At 67.0% G+C, this 15,381-nt stretch carries 11 protein-coding genes; 8 read left to right on the top strand and 3 right to left on the bottom strand.

The annotated features are described in order from the left end of the window. Positions 1-22 precede the first annotated feature (22 nt). A complete protein-coding gene (locus tag G6N18_RS10010; protein ID WP_083004892.1) occupies positions 23-2,845 on the bottom strand; it encodes an MMPL/RND family transporter in 2,823 nt (940 codons plus the stop codon). A 256-nt stretch (positions 2,846-3,101) separates the two neighbouring features. On the opposite strand from G6N18_RS10010, the gene G6N18_RS10005 reads away from it, so the two are divergent. Both G6N18_RS10005 and G6N18_RS10000 read left to right on the top strand, forming a co-directional pair. Then, complete coding sequence (locus G6N18_RS10005) at positions 3,102-4,310, top strand: sensor histidine kinase (protein WP_083004982.1); 1,209 nt, start codon at positions 3,102-3,104, stop codon at positions 4,308-4,310. Continuing rightward, positions 4,307-4,969, top strand: a complete 663-nt coding sequence (locus G6N18_RS10000) for a response regulator (RefSeq protein WP_083004985.1) — start codon at positions 4,307-4,309, stop codon at positions 4,967-4,969. Before G6N18_RS10005 ends, G6N18_RS10000 begins: the two co-directional genes overlap by 4 nt. On the opposite strand, the gene G6N18_RS09995 is transcribed toward G6N18_RS10000, so the two are convergent. Further along, a complete protein-coding gene (locus tag G6N18_RS09995) occupies positions 4,966-6,273 on the bottom strand; it encodes a DUF2252 domain-containing protein (protein ID WP_083004895.1) in 1,308 nt (435 codons plus the stop codon). The two genes, G6N18_RS10000 and G6N18_RS09995, sit on opposite strands and share 4 nt — an antisense overlap. Positions 6,274-6,325: 52 nt before the next feature. Here G6N18_RS09995 and G6N18_RS09990 point away from each other — a divergent pair, with 52 nt between their 5' ends. From G6N18_RS09990 to secA, 3 genes are all read left to right on the top strand, one after another. Next, entirely contained in the window at positions 6,326-6,955 is a 630-nt protein-coding gene (locus G6N18_RS09990; RefSeq protein WP_083004991.1) for a ComF family protein, read from the top strand. A 288-nt stretch (positions 6,956-7,243) separates the two neighbouring features. Then, the gene (gene hpf / locus G6N18_RS09985; RefSeq protein ID WP_083004898.1) at positions 7,244-7,909 is read left to right on the top strand and encodes a ribosome hibernation-promoting factor, HPF/YfiA family; all 666 of its coding nucleotides are present in this window, start codon (positions 7,244-7,246) and stop codon (positions 7,907-7,909) included. A 116-nt stretch (positions 7,910-8,025) separates the two neighbouring features. Continuing rightward, positions 8,026-10,857: a preprotein translocase subunit SecA gene (gene secA / locus G6N18_RS09980; protein ID WP_083004901.1), complete on the top strand. Its 2,832-nt coding sequence runs from the start codon at positions 8,026-8,028 to the stop codon at positions 10,855-10,857. Between the two features lie 31 nt (positions 10,858-10,888). Here the strand turns inward: secA and G6N18_RS09975 are convergent, their stop codons facing one another. Beyond that, positions 10,889-11,371: an Rv3235 family protein gene (locus tag G6N18_RS09975; protein ID WP_220096949.1), complete on the bottom strand. Its 483-nt coding sequence runs from the start codon at positions 11,369-11,371 to the stop codon at positions 10,889-10,891. Positions 11,372-11,611: 240 nt separating this feature from the next. On the opposite strand from G6N18_RS09975, the gene G6N18_RS09970 reads away from it, so the two are divergent. The 3 genes from G6N18_RS09970 (at position 11,612) to G6N18_RS09960 (ending at position 15,353) form a co-directional block, all read left to right on the top strand. Beyond that, positions 11,612-13,021 (top strand): WS/DGAT/MGAT family O-acyltransferase, encoded by a 1,410-nt coding sequence (locus tag G6N18_RS09970; RefSeq protein WP_083004904.1) that lies wholly within the window; start codon positions 11,612-11,614, stop codon positions 13,019-13,021. A 61-nt stretch (positions 13,022-13,082) separates the two neighbouring features. After that, complete coding sequence (locus tag G6N18_RS09965) at positions 13,083-14,831, top strand: BCCT family transporter (RefSeq protein WP_067219077.1); 1,749 nt, start codon at positions 13,083-13,085, stop codon at positions 14,829-14,831. Between the two features lie 24 nt (positions 14,832-14,855). Beyond that, on the top strand, positions 14,856-15,353 hold the full coding sequence (locus G6N18_RS09960) for a DUF6912 family protein (RefSeq protein ID WP_083004907.1): 498 nt from the start codon (positions 14,856-14,858) through the stop codon (positions 15,351-15,353). Positions 15,354-15,381: the final 28 nt, after the last annotated feature.

Here is a 15,381-nt window from a genome sequence, read left to right as displayed (position 1 = left end):
GCTGTTGAATTCGAGCGAGCGCTCACGATCCTCCTGCAGAAATCGGCGAAGGTCGCGGATTGACCAATCGCACGGTCGGCCACCAAAACCACCGGCCGAGCAGCGCCACCAGCGACGGCAGCACGAACGTGCGCACGATGAGCGTGTCAAGCAGCAGGCCCACGCCGATGGTGACCCCGATCTGCGCGATGCTCAGCACGCTGCTACCCGCCAACGCGAACATCGTGATACCGAAGACGATGCCCGCCGCCGTCACCACGCCACCTGTGGCACCGAATGCCCGCACAATCCCGGTGCCCAACCCGGCATGCGTTTCCTCGCGAATCCGCATGGCCAGCAACAGGTTGTAGTCGGCGCCGACCGCAACCAGCGCGATGAACGAGATGGGTGCCACCGCCCAGTGCAGGTCGTGGTGCAACAGGTGTTGCCAGATGACGACGCTGGCGCCCAGCGCCGCCGCATACGACACGGCGACGGTGCCCACCACGACGATGCCGGCGACCGGGCTGCGCAACAGCAGCGCAACGATTCCGAAGATCAGCGCCAACGTCACCGCCATCAGCATGGTCGTGTCGCCGGCGACCAGTCGCTGCAGATCGGCGGTCGCCGGACCGACGCCGGTGATGTGCACCGCCGTGGGTTTGAGCGTGCCTTCCTTCGTCGCCTCCCGGACGGCCGTCTCGATCTGCGAGGCCCGGTGCGCGCCTTCGCCGCCCCATTCGTGCCCATCGCCGTAGACAAGAAGGTAGGTCGCGCGCCCGTCGTCGGACATCAGTCGGTCCAGCGCGGCACGCAACGATGGATCGGCCAGCGCACGCTGCGGCATATAGAACCCGCCCGCTGCGCTGTCCCGAAACGCAGTGGCGATCTCTTGCAGATAGTCGGTCACCTGGTGCAACTGCGGGCCCAACGACGTCGTCAGGGACGCGAGGTCGGCAGTGGCGGCGCGGGCCTGTCGCAACTGGGCGCTCATCGTGTCCACCGCAGGCGGCAGAGCCGCCAGCGCCTCGGTGGCATCGGTGGACCCGTCTGTGAGTTTGGTTGCACCGCTCGACAATTGAGCTGAACTTCGTATGACGTCGTCAGCCGGCTGCACCACTCGGGCGACAACCGAACAGATCGGGTTGGCCGGGCAATTCGGAGTCGACGACACGAAACCACGAAGCGGGTCGAGGTAGCCCGACACCGCGGTCACATTCGTCTCCAAGCCGGCCATTCCCGCCCGCATGTCGGCGGCAGCCGATCCCATCTGGCTCAACCCCGCGGCGCTGCCCTGCAGGCCTTGTGACAGCTGATCGACCGCGGTGGTCATCGATCCCAGCGCATTGTCGAGTGCCGCGATGCCGCCCAGCCGTTCGGTGAAGCCATCGATCGTGGCGGCGAACTGTTCGCCGATGATGCCCGCCTGCCAGCTGAGCGTGGCTTCGTCGGGCACCGTGCCCGCCGGGCGACTCGCCGACTGCACCATCCGCACGCCCGGTATTTCCATGATCTGCCGGGTGATCCTCTCGACGGCGATCAGCCCGGCGGGATTGCGGATGTCGTGTGGGGCGGCGACATTGACAACCGTGGCGAGCAGATGGTTTGCCCCGAAGTGGCGATCGGCGGCGGCGTAGCCTTGGTTCGATTCGGTGTCCGCCGGAGTCGCCGCCGGCTCGTTCCACCCGATCCGCAGCCCGGCAACGGGAATGGCAGAGACGACGATCAGTACGGCGCTGGCGGTCAGGATCGGAGCGGGCCAACGTGCCACGTGCACACCGATCCGCCGCCACCGGCGTGCACCCGTTGAGGGGCGGGGTTCCAGCCGGCCGCGGCGGCCCGCGAGCGCGATCAGTGCCGGGGTCAGCGACATCGATGCCAGCATGGCCACCAGAACGCCGACCGCACAGGGGATTCCGGTGCTCCGGAACATCCCGATCTCCGCGAAACTCAGACTCGTCAGCGCCGCCGCGATGGTCAGAGCTGATCCGACGATGACGGGCGCGACGCCCCGGCAGGCGTGCAGCAGTGAGGCCGCCGATGGGTCGCCGCGCCGCCTGCCCTCGTGATAGCGCCCGATCAGAAAGATCGCGTAGTCGGTGCCCGCGCCCAGCATCATCGCGGCCAGCAACGCGACGGAGAACAGCGACACCTCGGCGAGTCCGGCGTCGCCGAGTGCGGCCACGATCGGTCGTGCCACCGCGAGCGCGAGGCCGACCGATATCAGCGGGATCGCGGCGCCGACCGGTGATCGGTAGACGATCAGCAGGAGAAGCAGAATCAGCGCGACGGTCGCGGCCGTGATACCCAGCATCTGCCGGTCGATCGCGCGGAACTCGTCGGCGATCGTGGCCCCAGGCCCGGTGACGTAGACACCCAACCCGTCCGGCGGGTCAAGTCGCATCACGATGTCGCGCAGTGCGTCTACAGCGTCGGCCGCTCGAGAGGTCCCGAGCATGCCCGAAAGCCGCGTCATGACCGTGACTGCATGGCCGTCCTCGCTCTGGGCTCCGGCGGCAGTCGCCGGGTCGGACCACAGGTCGGTCACCGCGTACACATGCTCGTCGTCGGCGCGCAGGTTGGTGACGAGCCGGTGGTAGAACTCTTTGTCGTCGTCGCCAAGGGGTTGGTCACCTTCGAGGACAACGTAATTGAGGTTGTTGCTGGGTTTCTCACCGAGCAGCGTGGCGCCTTGCATTGCTGCGACGGAACTGGGCGCCTGAGCGGGCATGAAGGAGCGGGAGTGTGATTCCACCACGCGTTCCAGCTGCGGCACCGCGAGGTTGGCGGCACCGGCGGCGACGACCCAGACCACGACGACCCAGACGGCGTAGCGGCTCGTGAGATGTGCCAGCCGCTCCGCCACGTCAAGCCACCGTCTGATCGCTGCCCGCGACGGTGTAGAGATCGACGATGCGCTGGCCTTCTTCGCCACCGAAGGGCCGATCCATGAAGGCCATGCGCTCGTGCAACGTTGACCATGTCATGGGTTCGAGGCTACGAAGGTGCGGCGTCTTCGCGCGTCGTGCCAGGGGCCGGTTCTCGGCTCCTACCACGGTCGGACGCCGGGTACCTACCGCGGGATGATGTACCAGGTAGGCGGCGTCTTCTACGATCGAACGATGCTGGGCGCGGCGACGGTCTCCGTGCGGGAGTGGATTCGCCGACGGGGTGAGCTGGTCCCGCTCGGCTTCAATTGGGCCTTCGTGATCTTCACCGACGTCAGCATCGTCGGCATCGTGTTGATCGCGGCACTGCAACGCCCGGCCACGGACCTACCGGCGACGCTGCTCGCGATCGCGGTCGCCGTCGCACCATTCGCCCTTTTCCTTGTCCTCGGCATCCGGGCAACGTTCAAGGCTCCGGTGCTTTGTGCTTCCGGGACAGCGGCCACCGCGATCTTCCTGTTCGCCACCTCTACACCGGTCACCGCCGACTTCGCTCCGCTGCTGCTGGTGCTGACGGTCGGGGTGGTCGGAGCGCTGACAAATATGCTCGGTGGTCTTCTGGCGACCGCAGTCGCTGCCGCGGTGCTCGTCGCCGCGTCGGCTTGGGACCGTCTCGACGTGATCGCGCTCTACCTGAGCTTCGTCGGAATGGGGTGGCTGGTGGGCTTTCTCATGCACACCCAGCAGGAGCTGATCATCAAACAACAGCTGGCACAGGCTCAGCTCGCTGCGCACGCCGCCGCCGATGAGCGCAGACGCATCGCCCGTGAGGTACACGACGTCATCGCACACTCGCTGAGCATCACGCTGCTGCACACCACCGCGGCCCGTCGCGGACTGCAGCAGGACCGGGATGTCGACGACGCGATAGACGCTCTCGAACAGGCCGAACAACTCGGCCGCCAAGCGATGGCCGACATCCGCCGCACCGTCGGACTGCTCGACGGCGCGCCGATGAAGACGGCACCGGAGCCGGGTGCAAGCGAGATCCCAAGCCTTGTCGAGGAGTTTCGACGTGCCGGACTGAAGGTGGACCTCGACGTAGAAGGCCGGCTGGATCGGGCGTCGGCTGCGGTGGGCTTGGCCCTGTACCGGATCACCCAGGAATCGCTTGCCAATGTCGCCAAGCACGCCCCCGAAGCGAAATCTGTAGTCAGGCTGGTGATCTCGCGGACATCGGCGGCGTTGACCGTCGTCAATCAACTGCCTATCGCAGTCGCGGCCCCGGCGTGCGAAGGGCGGGGACTGCGGGGAATGCGCCAACGCATCGAATTGCTCGGCGGGCGCATCGATATCGGACCGTCGGAAGAGGGGTGGTCGGTGCACGCCGACATCCCGCTCGATGACGTGGGTGGTTGGCGTCCACCGTGGTGCCCGTCGTGACCGGGGACGTGGCACAGATCGCGGTCCTGCTGGTCGACGACCAGGACCTGGTGCGGTCGGGCCTGCGCCGCATTCTGCGCCGCAAGGACGGATTCGTGATCGTCGCGGAATGCTCCGACGGTGGCGAGGTGCCCGACGCCGTCGCCCGCCACAGTCCCGATATCGTCGTCATGGATCTGCGGATGCGCCGCGTCGGTGGCATCGAGGCCACCCGGATGCTCTGCGCCGGCGGCGGCCCACCGGTGCTCGCGTTGACCACCTTCAACGACGACGAACTGCTTTCGGGCGTGTTACGCGCCGGCGCTTGCGGTTTCGTGCTGAAGGACTCGTCGGCCGAGGAACTGATCCGCGCGGTCCGGGCCGTGGCCCGTGGGGACAGCTACCTCGACCCGGCCGTGACCGCACGGGTGTTGGCGACTTACCGCAGTGCCGCCCCGCCGCCGCGCGGCACCGCGCTCGCGGACCTGACCGCACGCGAGGCCGATGTCCTGACGCTGATCGCCAAGGGCCGCTCCAACTCCGAGATCGCCGAGGAGCTGTTCATCTCGGGCGTCACCGTCAAGAGCCACATAGGCCGCATCTTCGTCAAGCTCGGTCTGCGGGACCGCGCCGCGGCCATCGTCTACGCCTACGACAACGGGATCGTCACCCCGCGTTAAGTCGACGAGACTTTCGGGATGCGCCCTTCGCGGAACGCCTCGACGAAATGCCGGTGATCGTCACGCACCGTGGCCGCGTACTCGAGCCCGAATTTCACCATGTCCGAGGCGAATTCGTCGACTCGGCCACTGATGGCCGCAACGATGGCCTCCTCGGTCTGGAACTCGACCACCTTCTGATCGCTGTCGACGTCACCGACGCAGTGCACCTTGGCCACCGCCCGGCCCAGCTGCTCGATCACCTCGGCCAACTCGTCCGGCTCGGTCAGCTCGCTCCAGTCCAGATCGGCTTCGTACGGCGATATCTCGCTGACGACGAAGCCGACACCGTCGATGTCGGTGTAGCCGAGCAGCGGATCGGCGTGTGCCTGCAGCGCGCGTTGTGACACCGCGGTGCGGTGGCCGTGGTGTTTGAAGTGCTTACCCAGGCTGCTGTGGTCGACGACGCGACTGGGCGCGGCGACGTTGCCCTGCTTCATCGACAGCACCGCGTCGTTGTCCAACGCCTGGTTGAATCCTTCTATCAAGAGCGTGTAGGTGGGAAGCCCGGCACTGCCGATTCCGTGGCCGGTCTTGCCGATCACGTCCTTGATGTCGTAGGTGATGCCTTGAAACCGCTTGGTTTTCGGGATGGTGTCGAGATATGTGGCGAACGCGGCCTCGACTTTTTCGCGTTCGGCGTCCTCAAGCCTTCGCACGCCTGCGGCATCCCGGAAGCGTCGGTCCCAGTCGTCGACCGCGGTGAGACGGTCCAACATCTCGGCCCTGGTGGACAACCGGGCGCTCTGCAACGTCGACAGGACGGCGCCGCGCGCGGTGTCGAGATTCAGCGAGAAGCTCGAGTCGTCGTCGGCGTCGAGGAACCACCGCACCTGGTCGACGTAGGAGCGCACGAACGTGTCGATCAGGGTGCTGATCTGGTGATCCGAGAGCGCCTTCTGCCAACACATCAGCGCGACGCTGGCGGCGAACCGCATCAGGTCCCAGGTGAAGTGCCCAATGTAGGCCTCGTCGAAATCGTTGACGTCGAAAATCAACTTGCCTTCGCCGTCCATGTAGGTGCCGAAGTTCTCGGTGTGCAGATCACCCTGTATCCACACGCCGCTCGTGCGTTCGTCGGCCCACCGATCGTCGCGCCCCGCCACGTCGGCGTAGAAGACGCAGGCGCTGCCGCGGTAGAACGCGAACGGGTCGGCCGCCATCTTGCGGAATTTCGTACGGAAGGCATCAGGGTCCGCCTCCATCAGATCGGCGAACGCCGTCAGCAGGCAATCAACGATGAAGGACTCCCGCTCGTCTTGCATGACCGACGGAGTACCCCATCTCGATGTCACCGATAACCGCCACACTGCCGACATGCTGGATCTGGTGCTGCCGCTGCAGTGCGGGGGATGCGGTGCCCCGTCGACGCGGTGGTGTGACGCCTGCGCCGCGACGTTGACGGTCAGGCCCGAGGACCCGCGCCTCGTCTTGCCGCGATCGGACCCTGGAGTGCCGGTGTACTCGCTGGGCCGCTACGCGGGACCTCGGCGGTCAGCTGTCATCGCGGTCAAGGAATACGGCCGCACCGACCTGCTTCAGCCGCTCGCCGCTGCGCTGCGGGTCGGCCTCGTGCACCTGCTCACCTGGGGACTGGTCGGCACACCGTTGACGGTGGTCCCCGCGCCCACCCGCAGGTGGGCGGCCCGGCGGCGCGGCGGAGACCCCGTGACCCGGATGGCAAGGGCGGCGACGGACGGCTTGCCGGGAGTGGCCGTCGTCCCCGCGTTGCGGACCCGCGCGTTCGTCGCCGACTCGGTCGGGTTGTCCACGGCCGACCGTCAGCGAAACATCGCGGGGCGGGTCCGCGCAGTCCGGCCCGTGACCGGCGAAGCGCTCGTCATCGACGACATCGTCACCACCGGCGCGACGGCCACCGAATCGGTCCGCGTGCTGCACACGGGTGCGGCACGCGTGACGGCAGTGCTGGTTGTGGCAAACGCCTGAGGGCTGCGGCCACGGTCCTATATCAGACCGATGTGAAGAACTGAAAACAGGTCGGCGGATTCACTGGCACTACCGGGTGAACGCGGCTACCGTCGGCTTCAACACCCGTGAATGACTCACGGCCGGCGCTGGAGAACCACAAGCGCCACCATCGCCGACGCGGTAGGAGGTGAGTAGACGACACCTTGCACCGGCGAGCGGCGAGACATGCAAGCGCCGTCGGTGCGGATTCCATGACAACCCGGGCACGCTGACGCGTGCGGACCGCGAAGAAACGAGTTGCCAAGCATGTCAAGCCAATCCCTGGACTCCCGCACGATGGTGATCGAGGACGAGACACCCGAACCCCGACCGCGCGCCGAGGTTGCAGTCACCGGCCGCAACGTCGAGATTCCCGACCACTTCCGCAACTACGTCGCAGAGAAACTGTCACGCCTGGAACGATTCGACCGCACGATCTATCTGTTCGACGTCGAGCTCGACCACGAGCGGAACCGACGGCAACGCAAAAACTGTCAACACGTGGAGATCACCGCCCGCGGCCGCGGCCCGGTGGTGCGTGCCGAAGCCTGCGCGGACAGCTTCTACGGCGCGATGGAATCGGCGGTCGACAAGCTCGCCGAACGGCTGCGTCGCGCGCGTGACCGGCGCAAGATCCATTACGGCGACAAGACCCCGGTGTCGGTAGCCAAGGCCACCGCGGTCGCCCCGCCGGCTGATGCGCCGACCACGACGCCGCCCGAGCACGACGGCGCGGCGCTCGACGAACATGCTCCCGGGCGGATCGTGCGGGAAAAGGAACACCCGGCCACGCCCATGACCGTCGACGATGCGTTGTCGCAGATGGAGCTGGTCGGCCACGATTTCTTCCTGTTCCACGACAAGGAGTCCGACCGGCCGTGCGTGGTGTACCGCAGGCACGCCTACGACTACGGTTTGATTCGGCTCGCCTGAGGCTGGAGGCTGATTCGGCTCGCCTGAGCCGGGGCTTGACCTAGCTCGGCCGGGTCCGCCCGCATGTCACCTACCATGGGTTGAGCTCAAGACTTTCAACCCATAGGGGAACTAGCGTGCTGCAAAAGTTGCTGCGTCTCGGCGAGGGCCGCATGGTCAAGCGCCTCAATGGAGTGGCCGACTACGTCGACTCCCTTGAAGGCGATATCGAGAAGCTGACCGACGCCGAGCTGCGGGCCAAGACCGACGAGTTCAAGAAGCGCGTCGACGACGGCGAGAGCCTCGATGACCTGCTGCCCGAGGCGTTCGCGGTCGCGCGCGAGGCGGCTTGGCGCGTGCTGAATCAGAAGCCGTTCAAGGTGCAGTTGATGGGCGGCGCGGCACTGCACTTCGGAAACGTCGCGGAGATGAAGACCGGTGAAGGCAAGACGCTGACCAGCGTGCTGCCCGCCTACCTCAACGCCCTGTCCGGCAAGGGCGTGCACATCGTCACCGTGAACGACTACCTGGCCCGGCGCGACGCCGAATGGATGGGACGTGTGCACCGCTTCCTGGGCCTGGAGGTCGGCGTGATCCTTGCGCAGATGACGCCCGACCAGCGGCGGACCGCCTACGGCGCCGACATCACGTACGGCACGAACAACGAGTTCGGCTTCGACTATCTGCGCGACAACATGGCGCACTCCCTGGCCGACCTGGTCCAGCGCGGCCACAACTTCGCGATCGTCGACGAGGTCGACTCCATCCTGATCGACGAGGCCCGCACCCCGCTGATCATCTCCGGCCCGGCCGACGGCGCGTCGAACTGGTACACCGAGTTCGCCCGCCTGGCCCCGCTGATGGAGAAGGACGTCCACTACGAGGTCGACATCCGCAAGCGCACCGTCGGCGTGCACGAACTGGGCGTCGAGTTCGTCGAAGACCAACTCGGCATCGACAACCTGTATGAGGCCGCCAACTCGCCGCTGGTCAGCTACCTCAACAATGCGCTCAAGGCCAAAGAGCTGTTCCAGCGCGACAAGGACTACATCGTGCGCGACGGCGAGGTGCTCATCGTCGACGAGTTCACCGGCCGCGTACTGGTCGGTCGCCGCTACAACGAGGGCATGCACCAGGCCATCGAGGCCAAGGAGCACGTCGAGATCAAGGCCGAGAACCAGACGCTGGCCACGATCACGCTGCAGAACTACTTCCGGCTCTACGACAAGCTCGCCGGCATGACCGGCACCGCCCAGACCGAGGCGGCGGAGCTGCACGAGATCTACAAGCTTGGCGTCGTGCCGATTCCGACCAACAAGCCGATGATCCGCGCCGATCAGTCCGATTTGATCTACAAGACCGAAGAGGCCAAGTACATCGCGGTCGTCGACGACGTCGCTGAACGGTACGAGAAGGGCCAACCGGTTCTGATCGGCACCACCAGCGTGGAACGCTCGGAGTACCTGTCGCGCCAGTTCACCAAGCGTCGCATCCCGCACAACGTGCTCAACGCGAAGTACCACGAGCAGGAAGCCTCGATCATCGCCGAGGCCGGCCGGCTGGGCGCGATCACCGTCGCCACCAACATGGCGGGCCGCGGCACCGACATCGTGCTCGGCGGCAACCCGGACTTTTTGACCGACAAGCGGCTGCGGGAACGCGGCCTGGACCCCGTCGAAACGCCCGAGGAATACGAAAAGGGCTGGCACGAGATGCTGTCCCAGGTCAAGGGCGAATGCGCGCAGGAGGCCGAGGACGTCATCGCCGCAGGCGGCCTCTACGTGCTGGGCACCGAACGACATGAGTCACGCCGCATCGACAACCAGCTGCGCGGTCGCTCCGGCCGCCAGGGCGATCCGGGCGAGTCGCGGTTCTACCTGTCGCTGGGCGACGAGCTGATGCGACGGTTCAACGGCGCCACGCTGGAGGCGCTGCTGACCCGGCTGAACCTGCCCGACGACGTGCCGATCGAGGCGAAGATGGTCACCCGCGCGATCAAGAGCGCGCAGACCCAGGTCGAGCAGCAGAACTTCGAGGTCCGCAAGAACGTCCTCAAGTACGACGAGGTGATGAACAAGCAGCGCATGGTCATCTACGACGAGCGGCGGCGCATCCTCGAGGGGGAGAACCTCGCCGAGCAGGCCCGCAAGATGCTCGTGGACGTGATCACCGCCTACGTCGACGGAGCGACCGCCGAGGGCTACGCCGAGGACTGGGACCTCGAGCAGCTCTGGACCGCGCTCAAACAGCTCTACCCCGTCGGCATCGACCACCACGACCTGATCGACTCCGACGCCGTCGGTGAGCCCGGCGAGCTGACCCGTGAGGAACTACTCGATGCGTTGATCGCCGACGCAGACCGCGCCTACGCCGAACGGGAGAAGGAGCTCGAGGCGATCGCGGGCGAGGGGGCGATGCGCCAGCTGGAGCGCAACGTGCTGCTCAACGTGCTGGACCGCAAGTGGCGCGAACACCTCTACGAGATGGACTACCTCAAGGAGGGCATCGGCCTGCGCGCGATGGCACAGCGCGACCCGCTCGTCGAATACCAGCGCGAGGGCTACGACATGTTCATCGGCATGCTCGAGGGCCTCAAGGAGGAGTCGGTCGGGTTCCTGTTCAACGTCTCGGTCGAACCCGCGCCGCCGCCGACGGTCGCCCCAGTCGCCACCCCGGCCGGGCTGACCGAGTTCGCCGAGGCCGCGGCCGCCCAAGCCCAAGACGGCGGCCAGGGCGCTGTGGCGACCAAGGAGCGGCCGGTCCCGGCCGGGTTGCGCGCCAAGGGAATCGGCGACGAGTCACGGCCGCTGACCTACAGCGGGCCGTCGGAGGACGGCTCGGCCCAGGTGCAGCGTTCGGACAACGGCGGCGGCGCACCGCGGCGGCCGGCCGCCGGCGGCAGCCGCAAGGAGCGCCGCCAGGCCGAGCGCCAGCGGGCCCGCGAAGAGAAGGCGATGCGCAGGCGTTAAGCCCCGACCGGCGCGCCGAGCGCAGTGGCGCTCAACCGATCTGGAGCGCGACAATGCGCCAGCGGTCGCCCTCGAGCGCGATCCGCGCCGCGATCGCCCGGATGCGCTGCCCTCGGCTGTAGGTGCCGAACACTTCGGCGGCAGGCCCTTCGTCATCGACCATGCGCAACCTGATGCGGCGAAGCGTGGCTGCGGTCGATTGCGGGGAACGGGTCATCGCGAGCACGGTTTCGATCAGCGCCGGCGCCAGCAGCGGTCGCAACTGGGCGACCGGGCGACGCCGGTCGATCACCTCGAGCACCCGGCGCAACGCCGCGTCGGCGAAGGTGACGGCGGCCCGCGACGGTGCAGGCTCCCGGACGGGCGCGATCGGTATCGGTCGCTGCGGATGCACCGTTCGCCCGCCCGCACCCGGTCCGCCAGACTGGCGGCGGCGCAGCGATTTCGGCGTCGGCGGTGGACAGGCGGCGACGCCCACGGGCGCCGGCTCGCAGTCGACGACGGGTTCGATCACCGCGGTTCGAATTCCTGCCCGTCGGGCGGATGGAACTTCCTCGGTGGGGGTACGCGACGGTGGCACCACAACTTCTCCAGCAAGTCGACGAGATGGGACGTGTCCGCTGGAGAGTCGCAGACCCCATCATGATCGCACGGTTCGCAGAGGGTCCGGCGCACCCGTGATGCGCAACCCCGGGGTCGCGCTATAGCGTGACGGGGTCTTGCACGCGGGGTACAGGGGAGGAGCGGCGTCGCGATGGTCACCCGGTTGTCGGCGGCGGACGCGTCGTTCTATCACCTGGAGAACACGTCGACGCCGATGTACGTGGGGTCACTGTCGATTCTGCGCAAACCCCGCGGCGGCTTGAGTTATGAAACCCTGCTCGCCACCGTCGAACAACGGCTGCCGCAGATTCCGCGCTACCGCCAGAAGGTCCGCGAGGTCACGCTCGGCCTGGCGCGACCGGTGTGGGTGGACGACCGTGATTTCGACATCACCTATCACATCCGCCGTTCGGCGTTGCCGTCGCCGGGCAGCGATGCCCAGTTGCACGAGCTCATCGCCCGGCTGGGGTCGCGGCCGCTGGACAAGTCCCGGCCGCTCTGGGAGATGTACCTGATCGAGGGCCTGGCAAAGAACCGCATCGCGCTCTACACCAAGTCACATCAGGCGTTGGTGAACGGGATGACGGCGCTGGAGATCGGCCACGTCATCGCCGACCGCACCCAGAAGCCGCCGGAGTTCGGCGAGGACATCTGGATCCCGCTGCGCGAGCCCAGTGATCGGCAATTGCTTCTCGGTGCCGTCGGCGAGTGGATCACGCGCCCGGCCGACCAGTTCGGTGCGCTGCGCTCCGCGGTCGTCGACGTCGCCACCAACGCGGGCCAGTTGGTCGCCATGGGGCGCCGGTTCGTCGAGGTGGCCCGCACGGTCGCGCGCGGCACCGCGCCGAGCAGCCCGCTCAACACCACCGTCTCGCGCAACCGGCGACTCACGGTGGCCAGCGGACGACTCGAGGACTTTCGCGCAGTGCGGGCCCGTTACGACTGCGATGTCAACGACGTCGTGCTGGCCGTGGTGGCCGGCGCATTGCGCAACTGGCTGATGTCGCGCGGTGAGCCGGTGACCGCCACGACGAGGGTGCGCGCGATGGCGCCGATGTCGGTGTATCCCGACGCCGAACTCGACGCGACCGGCCCCGGCCAGGCGATCAGCGAGGTGTCCCCTTTTCTCGTGGACCTCCCCGTCGGCGAGCCCAACCCCGTGGTGCGGCTCTCGCAGATCGCGCACACCACCGAATCGGCGTCCACCGCCGCCACCCTGGTCGATGCCAGGACCATCGTGACCCTGTCGGGGTTCGCGCCCCCGACCCTGCACGCAATGGGCATTCGTGTCGCGACGACGTTCTCGGCGCGCCAGTTCAACCTGTTGATCACCAATGTGCCGGGCGCACAGCATCAGATGTACATCGCCGGCACCAAGCTGCTGGAGACCTACGCGGTGCCGCCTCTGCTGGCCAACCAGGTCTTGGCGCTCGGGGTGACGTCGTACAACGGGATGGTCTACTTCGGAATCAACGCCGACCGCGACGCGATGAGCGACGTCGACGTTTTGCCGAGCCTGCTACGAGAATCGCTGGAAGAACTGCTAGAGGCCGCTCAGTGATGCGGTTGTTGCATTTGCGGGATTGACGCGCTCACCGCTACCGGGGTCGAATTGGCTCACCATGACCACCAAAGCCGAGAACGAGACGACCGGAAAAGTCAAAGCCGCGACGCGGCGGGCGTTCATGTCGCCCACGGATGATGTCGTACCCCACCCCGTGCTCGATCAGCCGATCGAAGAGGACGCCATCACCCGCTCGCGCGGCGTGGACTGGATCGTGTTCGGCGTCACCGCGGTCATCGCGATCGCCTTCCTGGTGTGGGGCTTCGTCAGCACCCGAACCCTGGCCACCGCCTCGGACAGCGCCCTCACATGGGTGATGAACAACACCGGCTGGCTGTTCGTGCTGACGGCCTCCGGCTTCGTGGTCTTCATCCTCTGGCTGGCGGTCGGCCGCTACGGCGCGATTCCGCTGGGCCGCGACGACGAGGAACCCGAGTTCAACGGGGTGTCGTGGGTCGCGATGATGTTCAGTGCCGGCATGGGTATCGGCCTGATGTTCTTCGGGGTGGCCGAACCGCTGTCGCACTTCGCGTCGCCGCCGCCCGGCACCGGCCGGCAGGGTGGTCCCGAGGCGGTGCAGACCGCGATGGCCACGACGCTGTTCCACTGGACGCTGCACCCGTGGGCCATCTATGCGGTCGTCGGCCTGGCGATCAGCTACGGCGTCTACCGCAAAGGCCGGGTGCAGCTGATCAGTGCGGCCTTCGAGCCGCTGCTGGGCTCGCGCGCGAACGGACGGTGGGGCAAGGTCATCGACATGCTGGCGATCTTCGCCACGCTGTTCGGCTCGGCCGCCTCACTGGGCTTGGGCGCGTTGCAGATTCGCAGCGGCCTGCAGATCGTTGGCGGCATCGGGGAGACCGGTAACGCGGTCCTCGTCATGATCATCGCGGTGCTCACGGTGGCCTTCGTGTTGTCGGCGGTATCGGGGGTCGCGCGCGGCATCCAGTGGCTGTCCAACATCAACATGGTTCTGGCGGTACTGCTCGCCATGTTCGTATTCGTGGTCGGCCCAACGGTTTTCATCCTCAACCTATTGCCGACGTCGCTGGGCAGCTACCTGGCCGACATCGCGATGATGTCGGCGCGCACCGGCGCAGAGGGCGCCGCGGTCAACGAATGGCTGCAGTCCTGGACGATCTTCTACTGGGCCTGGTGGGTGTCCTGGACACCGTTCGTCGGCATGTTCATTGCGCGAATCTCGCGGGGGCGCACCATCCGTCAGTTCGTCGCGGGGGTGCTGCTGGTGCCGAGCCTGGTGTCGCTGGTGTGGTTCGCGGTGTTCGGCGGCTCGGCGATCAGAGAACAGCAGGGCGGCGTCGACCTCGCCGGGGAGGGCAGCATCGAGGCCCAGTTGTTCGGCCTGCTCGAGCAGTACCCGATCGCCACCGTCGCCAGCGTGATCGTGATGGTGCTGGTCGCGATCTTCTTCGTCTCCGGTGCGGACGCGGCGTCGGTGGTGATGGGCTCGCTGTCGCAGCACGGCACCATCAAACCCGGCAGATCGACCGTGATCTTCTGGGGCGTCGCGACAGGTGCCGTCGCCGCGGTGATGCTGTTGGTCGGCGGGCAGGACGCGCTGACCGGGTTGCAGACGATCACGATCATCGTTGCGCTGCCGTTCGTGCTCGTGATGGTCGGCATGGCGGTTGCTCTGGTGAAGGATCTTCGCCGTGACCCGCTGATGGTCCGCAGGGAGTACGCGGCGGAGGCCGTCGACAGCGCCGTCATTCACGGTGTCATACAACACGGCGACGACTTCATCATCTCGGTGGAGAAGGATCCCGCGAGCGACAAATCCGAGTAGTCCCCGACCGGCTAATCTCGCCTGGTGCGCGTCTACATCCCGGCGACCCTGGCCATGCTGCAGCAGCTCGTCGCCGACCGGACGCTGGACGCCCGCAGCGGCACCGCGTTCGCGGTGACGCCCGCACTGCGCGAGTCCTATGCCGAGGGCGACGACGACGAACTCGCCGAGGTGGCGCGACGGGAAGCCGCCCTGGCCTCGCTGCGCTTGCTGGCCGGCGAAGGCATGGCCGACCTGCCGCCGAGGCGCGCCGTCGTGGAGGCGGAGGTCGACGGAGCCACGGCCCGGCCCGATCTCGATGACGCGGTGGTGCGACTACCCGGTCCGATCGCATTCGATGCGGTGATCGCCGTGTACGTTGACAACGCCGACGCCGAGACGGCCGTGGTGGCCGCCATGGAGGTGGTCGACGAGGCCGATCTGGGGGACGAGGATGCTGAATTCACCGTCGGGGATGCCCAAGATCACGACCTGGCCTGGTATGCCCCCCAGGAGCTGCCGTTCCTACTCGAATTGCTCTGAGCGCCAATACAACTGAATCGGAGTGTGT

The organism is Mycolicibacterium celeriflavum, assembly GCF_010731795.1.
Classification (GTDB): Bacteria; Actinomycetota; Actinomycetes; order Mycobacteriales; family Mycobacteriaceae; genus Mycobacterium; species Mycobacterium celeriflavum.
This window is presented reverse-complemented; position numbering and strand designations above follow the sequence as displayed.

Excerpts from the sequence above, each read along its gene's own strand:
- G6N18_RS09995 (WP_083004895.1), bottom strand. The coding sequence starts at position 6,273 with ATGCAAGACGAGCGGGAGTCCTTCATCGTTGATTGCCTGCTGACGGCG.
- G6N18_RS10005 (WP_083004982.1), top strand. The coding sequence starts at position 3,102 with ATGCTGGGCGCGGCGACGGTCTCCGTGCGGGAGTGGATTCGCCGACGG.
- G6N18_RS09970 (WP_083004904.1), top strand. The coding sequence starts at position 11,612 with ATGGTCACCCGGTTGTCGGCGGCGGACGCGTCGTTCTATCACCTGGAG.
- G6N18_RS09965 (WP_067219077.1), top strand. The coding sequence starts at position 13,083 with ATGACCACCAAAGCCGAGAACGAGACGACCGGAAAAGTCAAAGCCGCG.
- G6N18_RS09990 (WP_083004991.1), top strand. The coding sequence starts at position 6,326 with ATGCTGGATCTGGTGCTGCCGCTGCAGTGCGGGGGATGCGGTGCCCCG.
- hpf (WP_083004898.1), top strand. The coding sequence starts at position 7,244 with ATGTCAAGCCAATCCCTGGACTCCCGCACGATGGTGATCGAGGACGAG.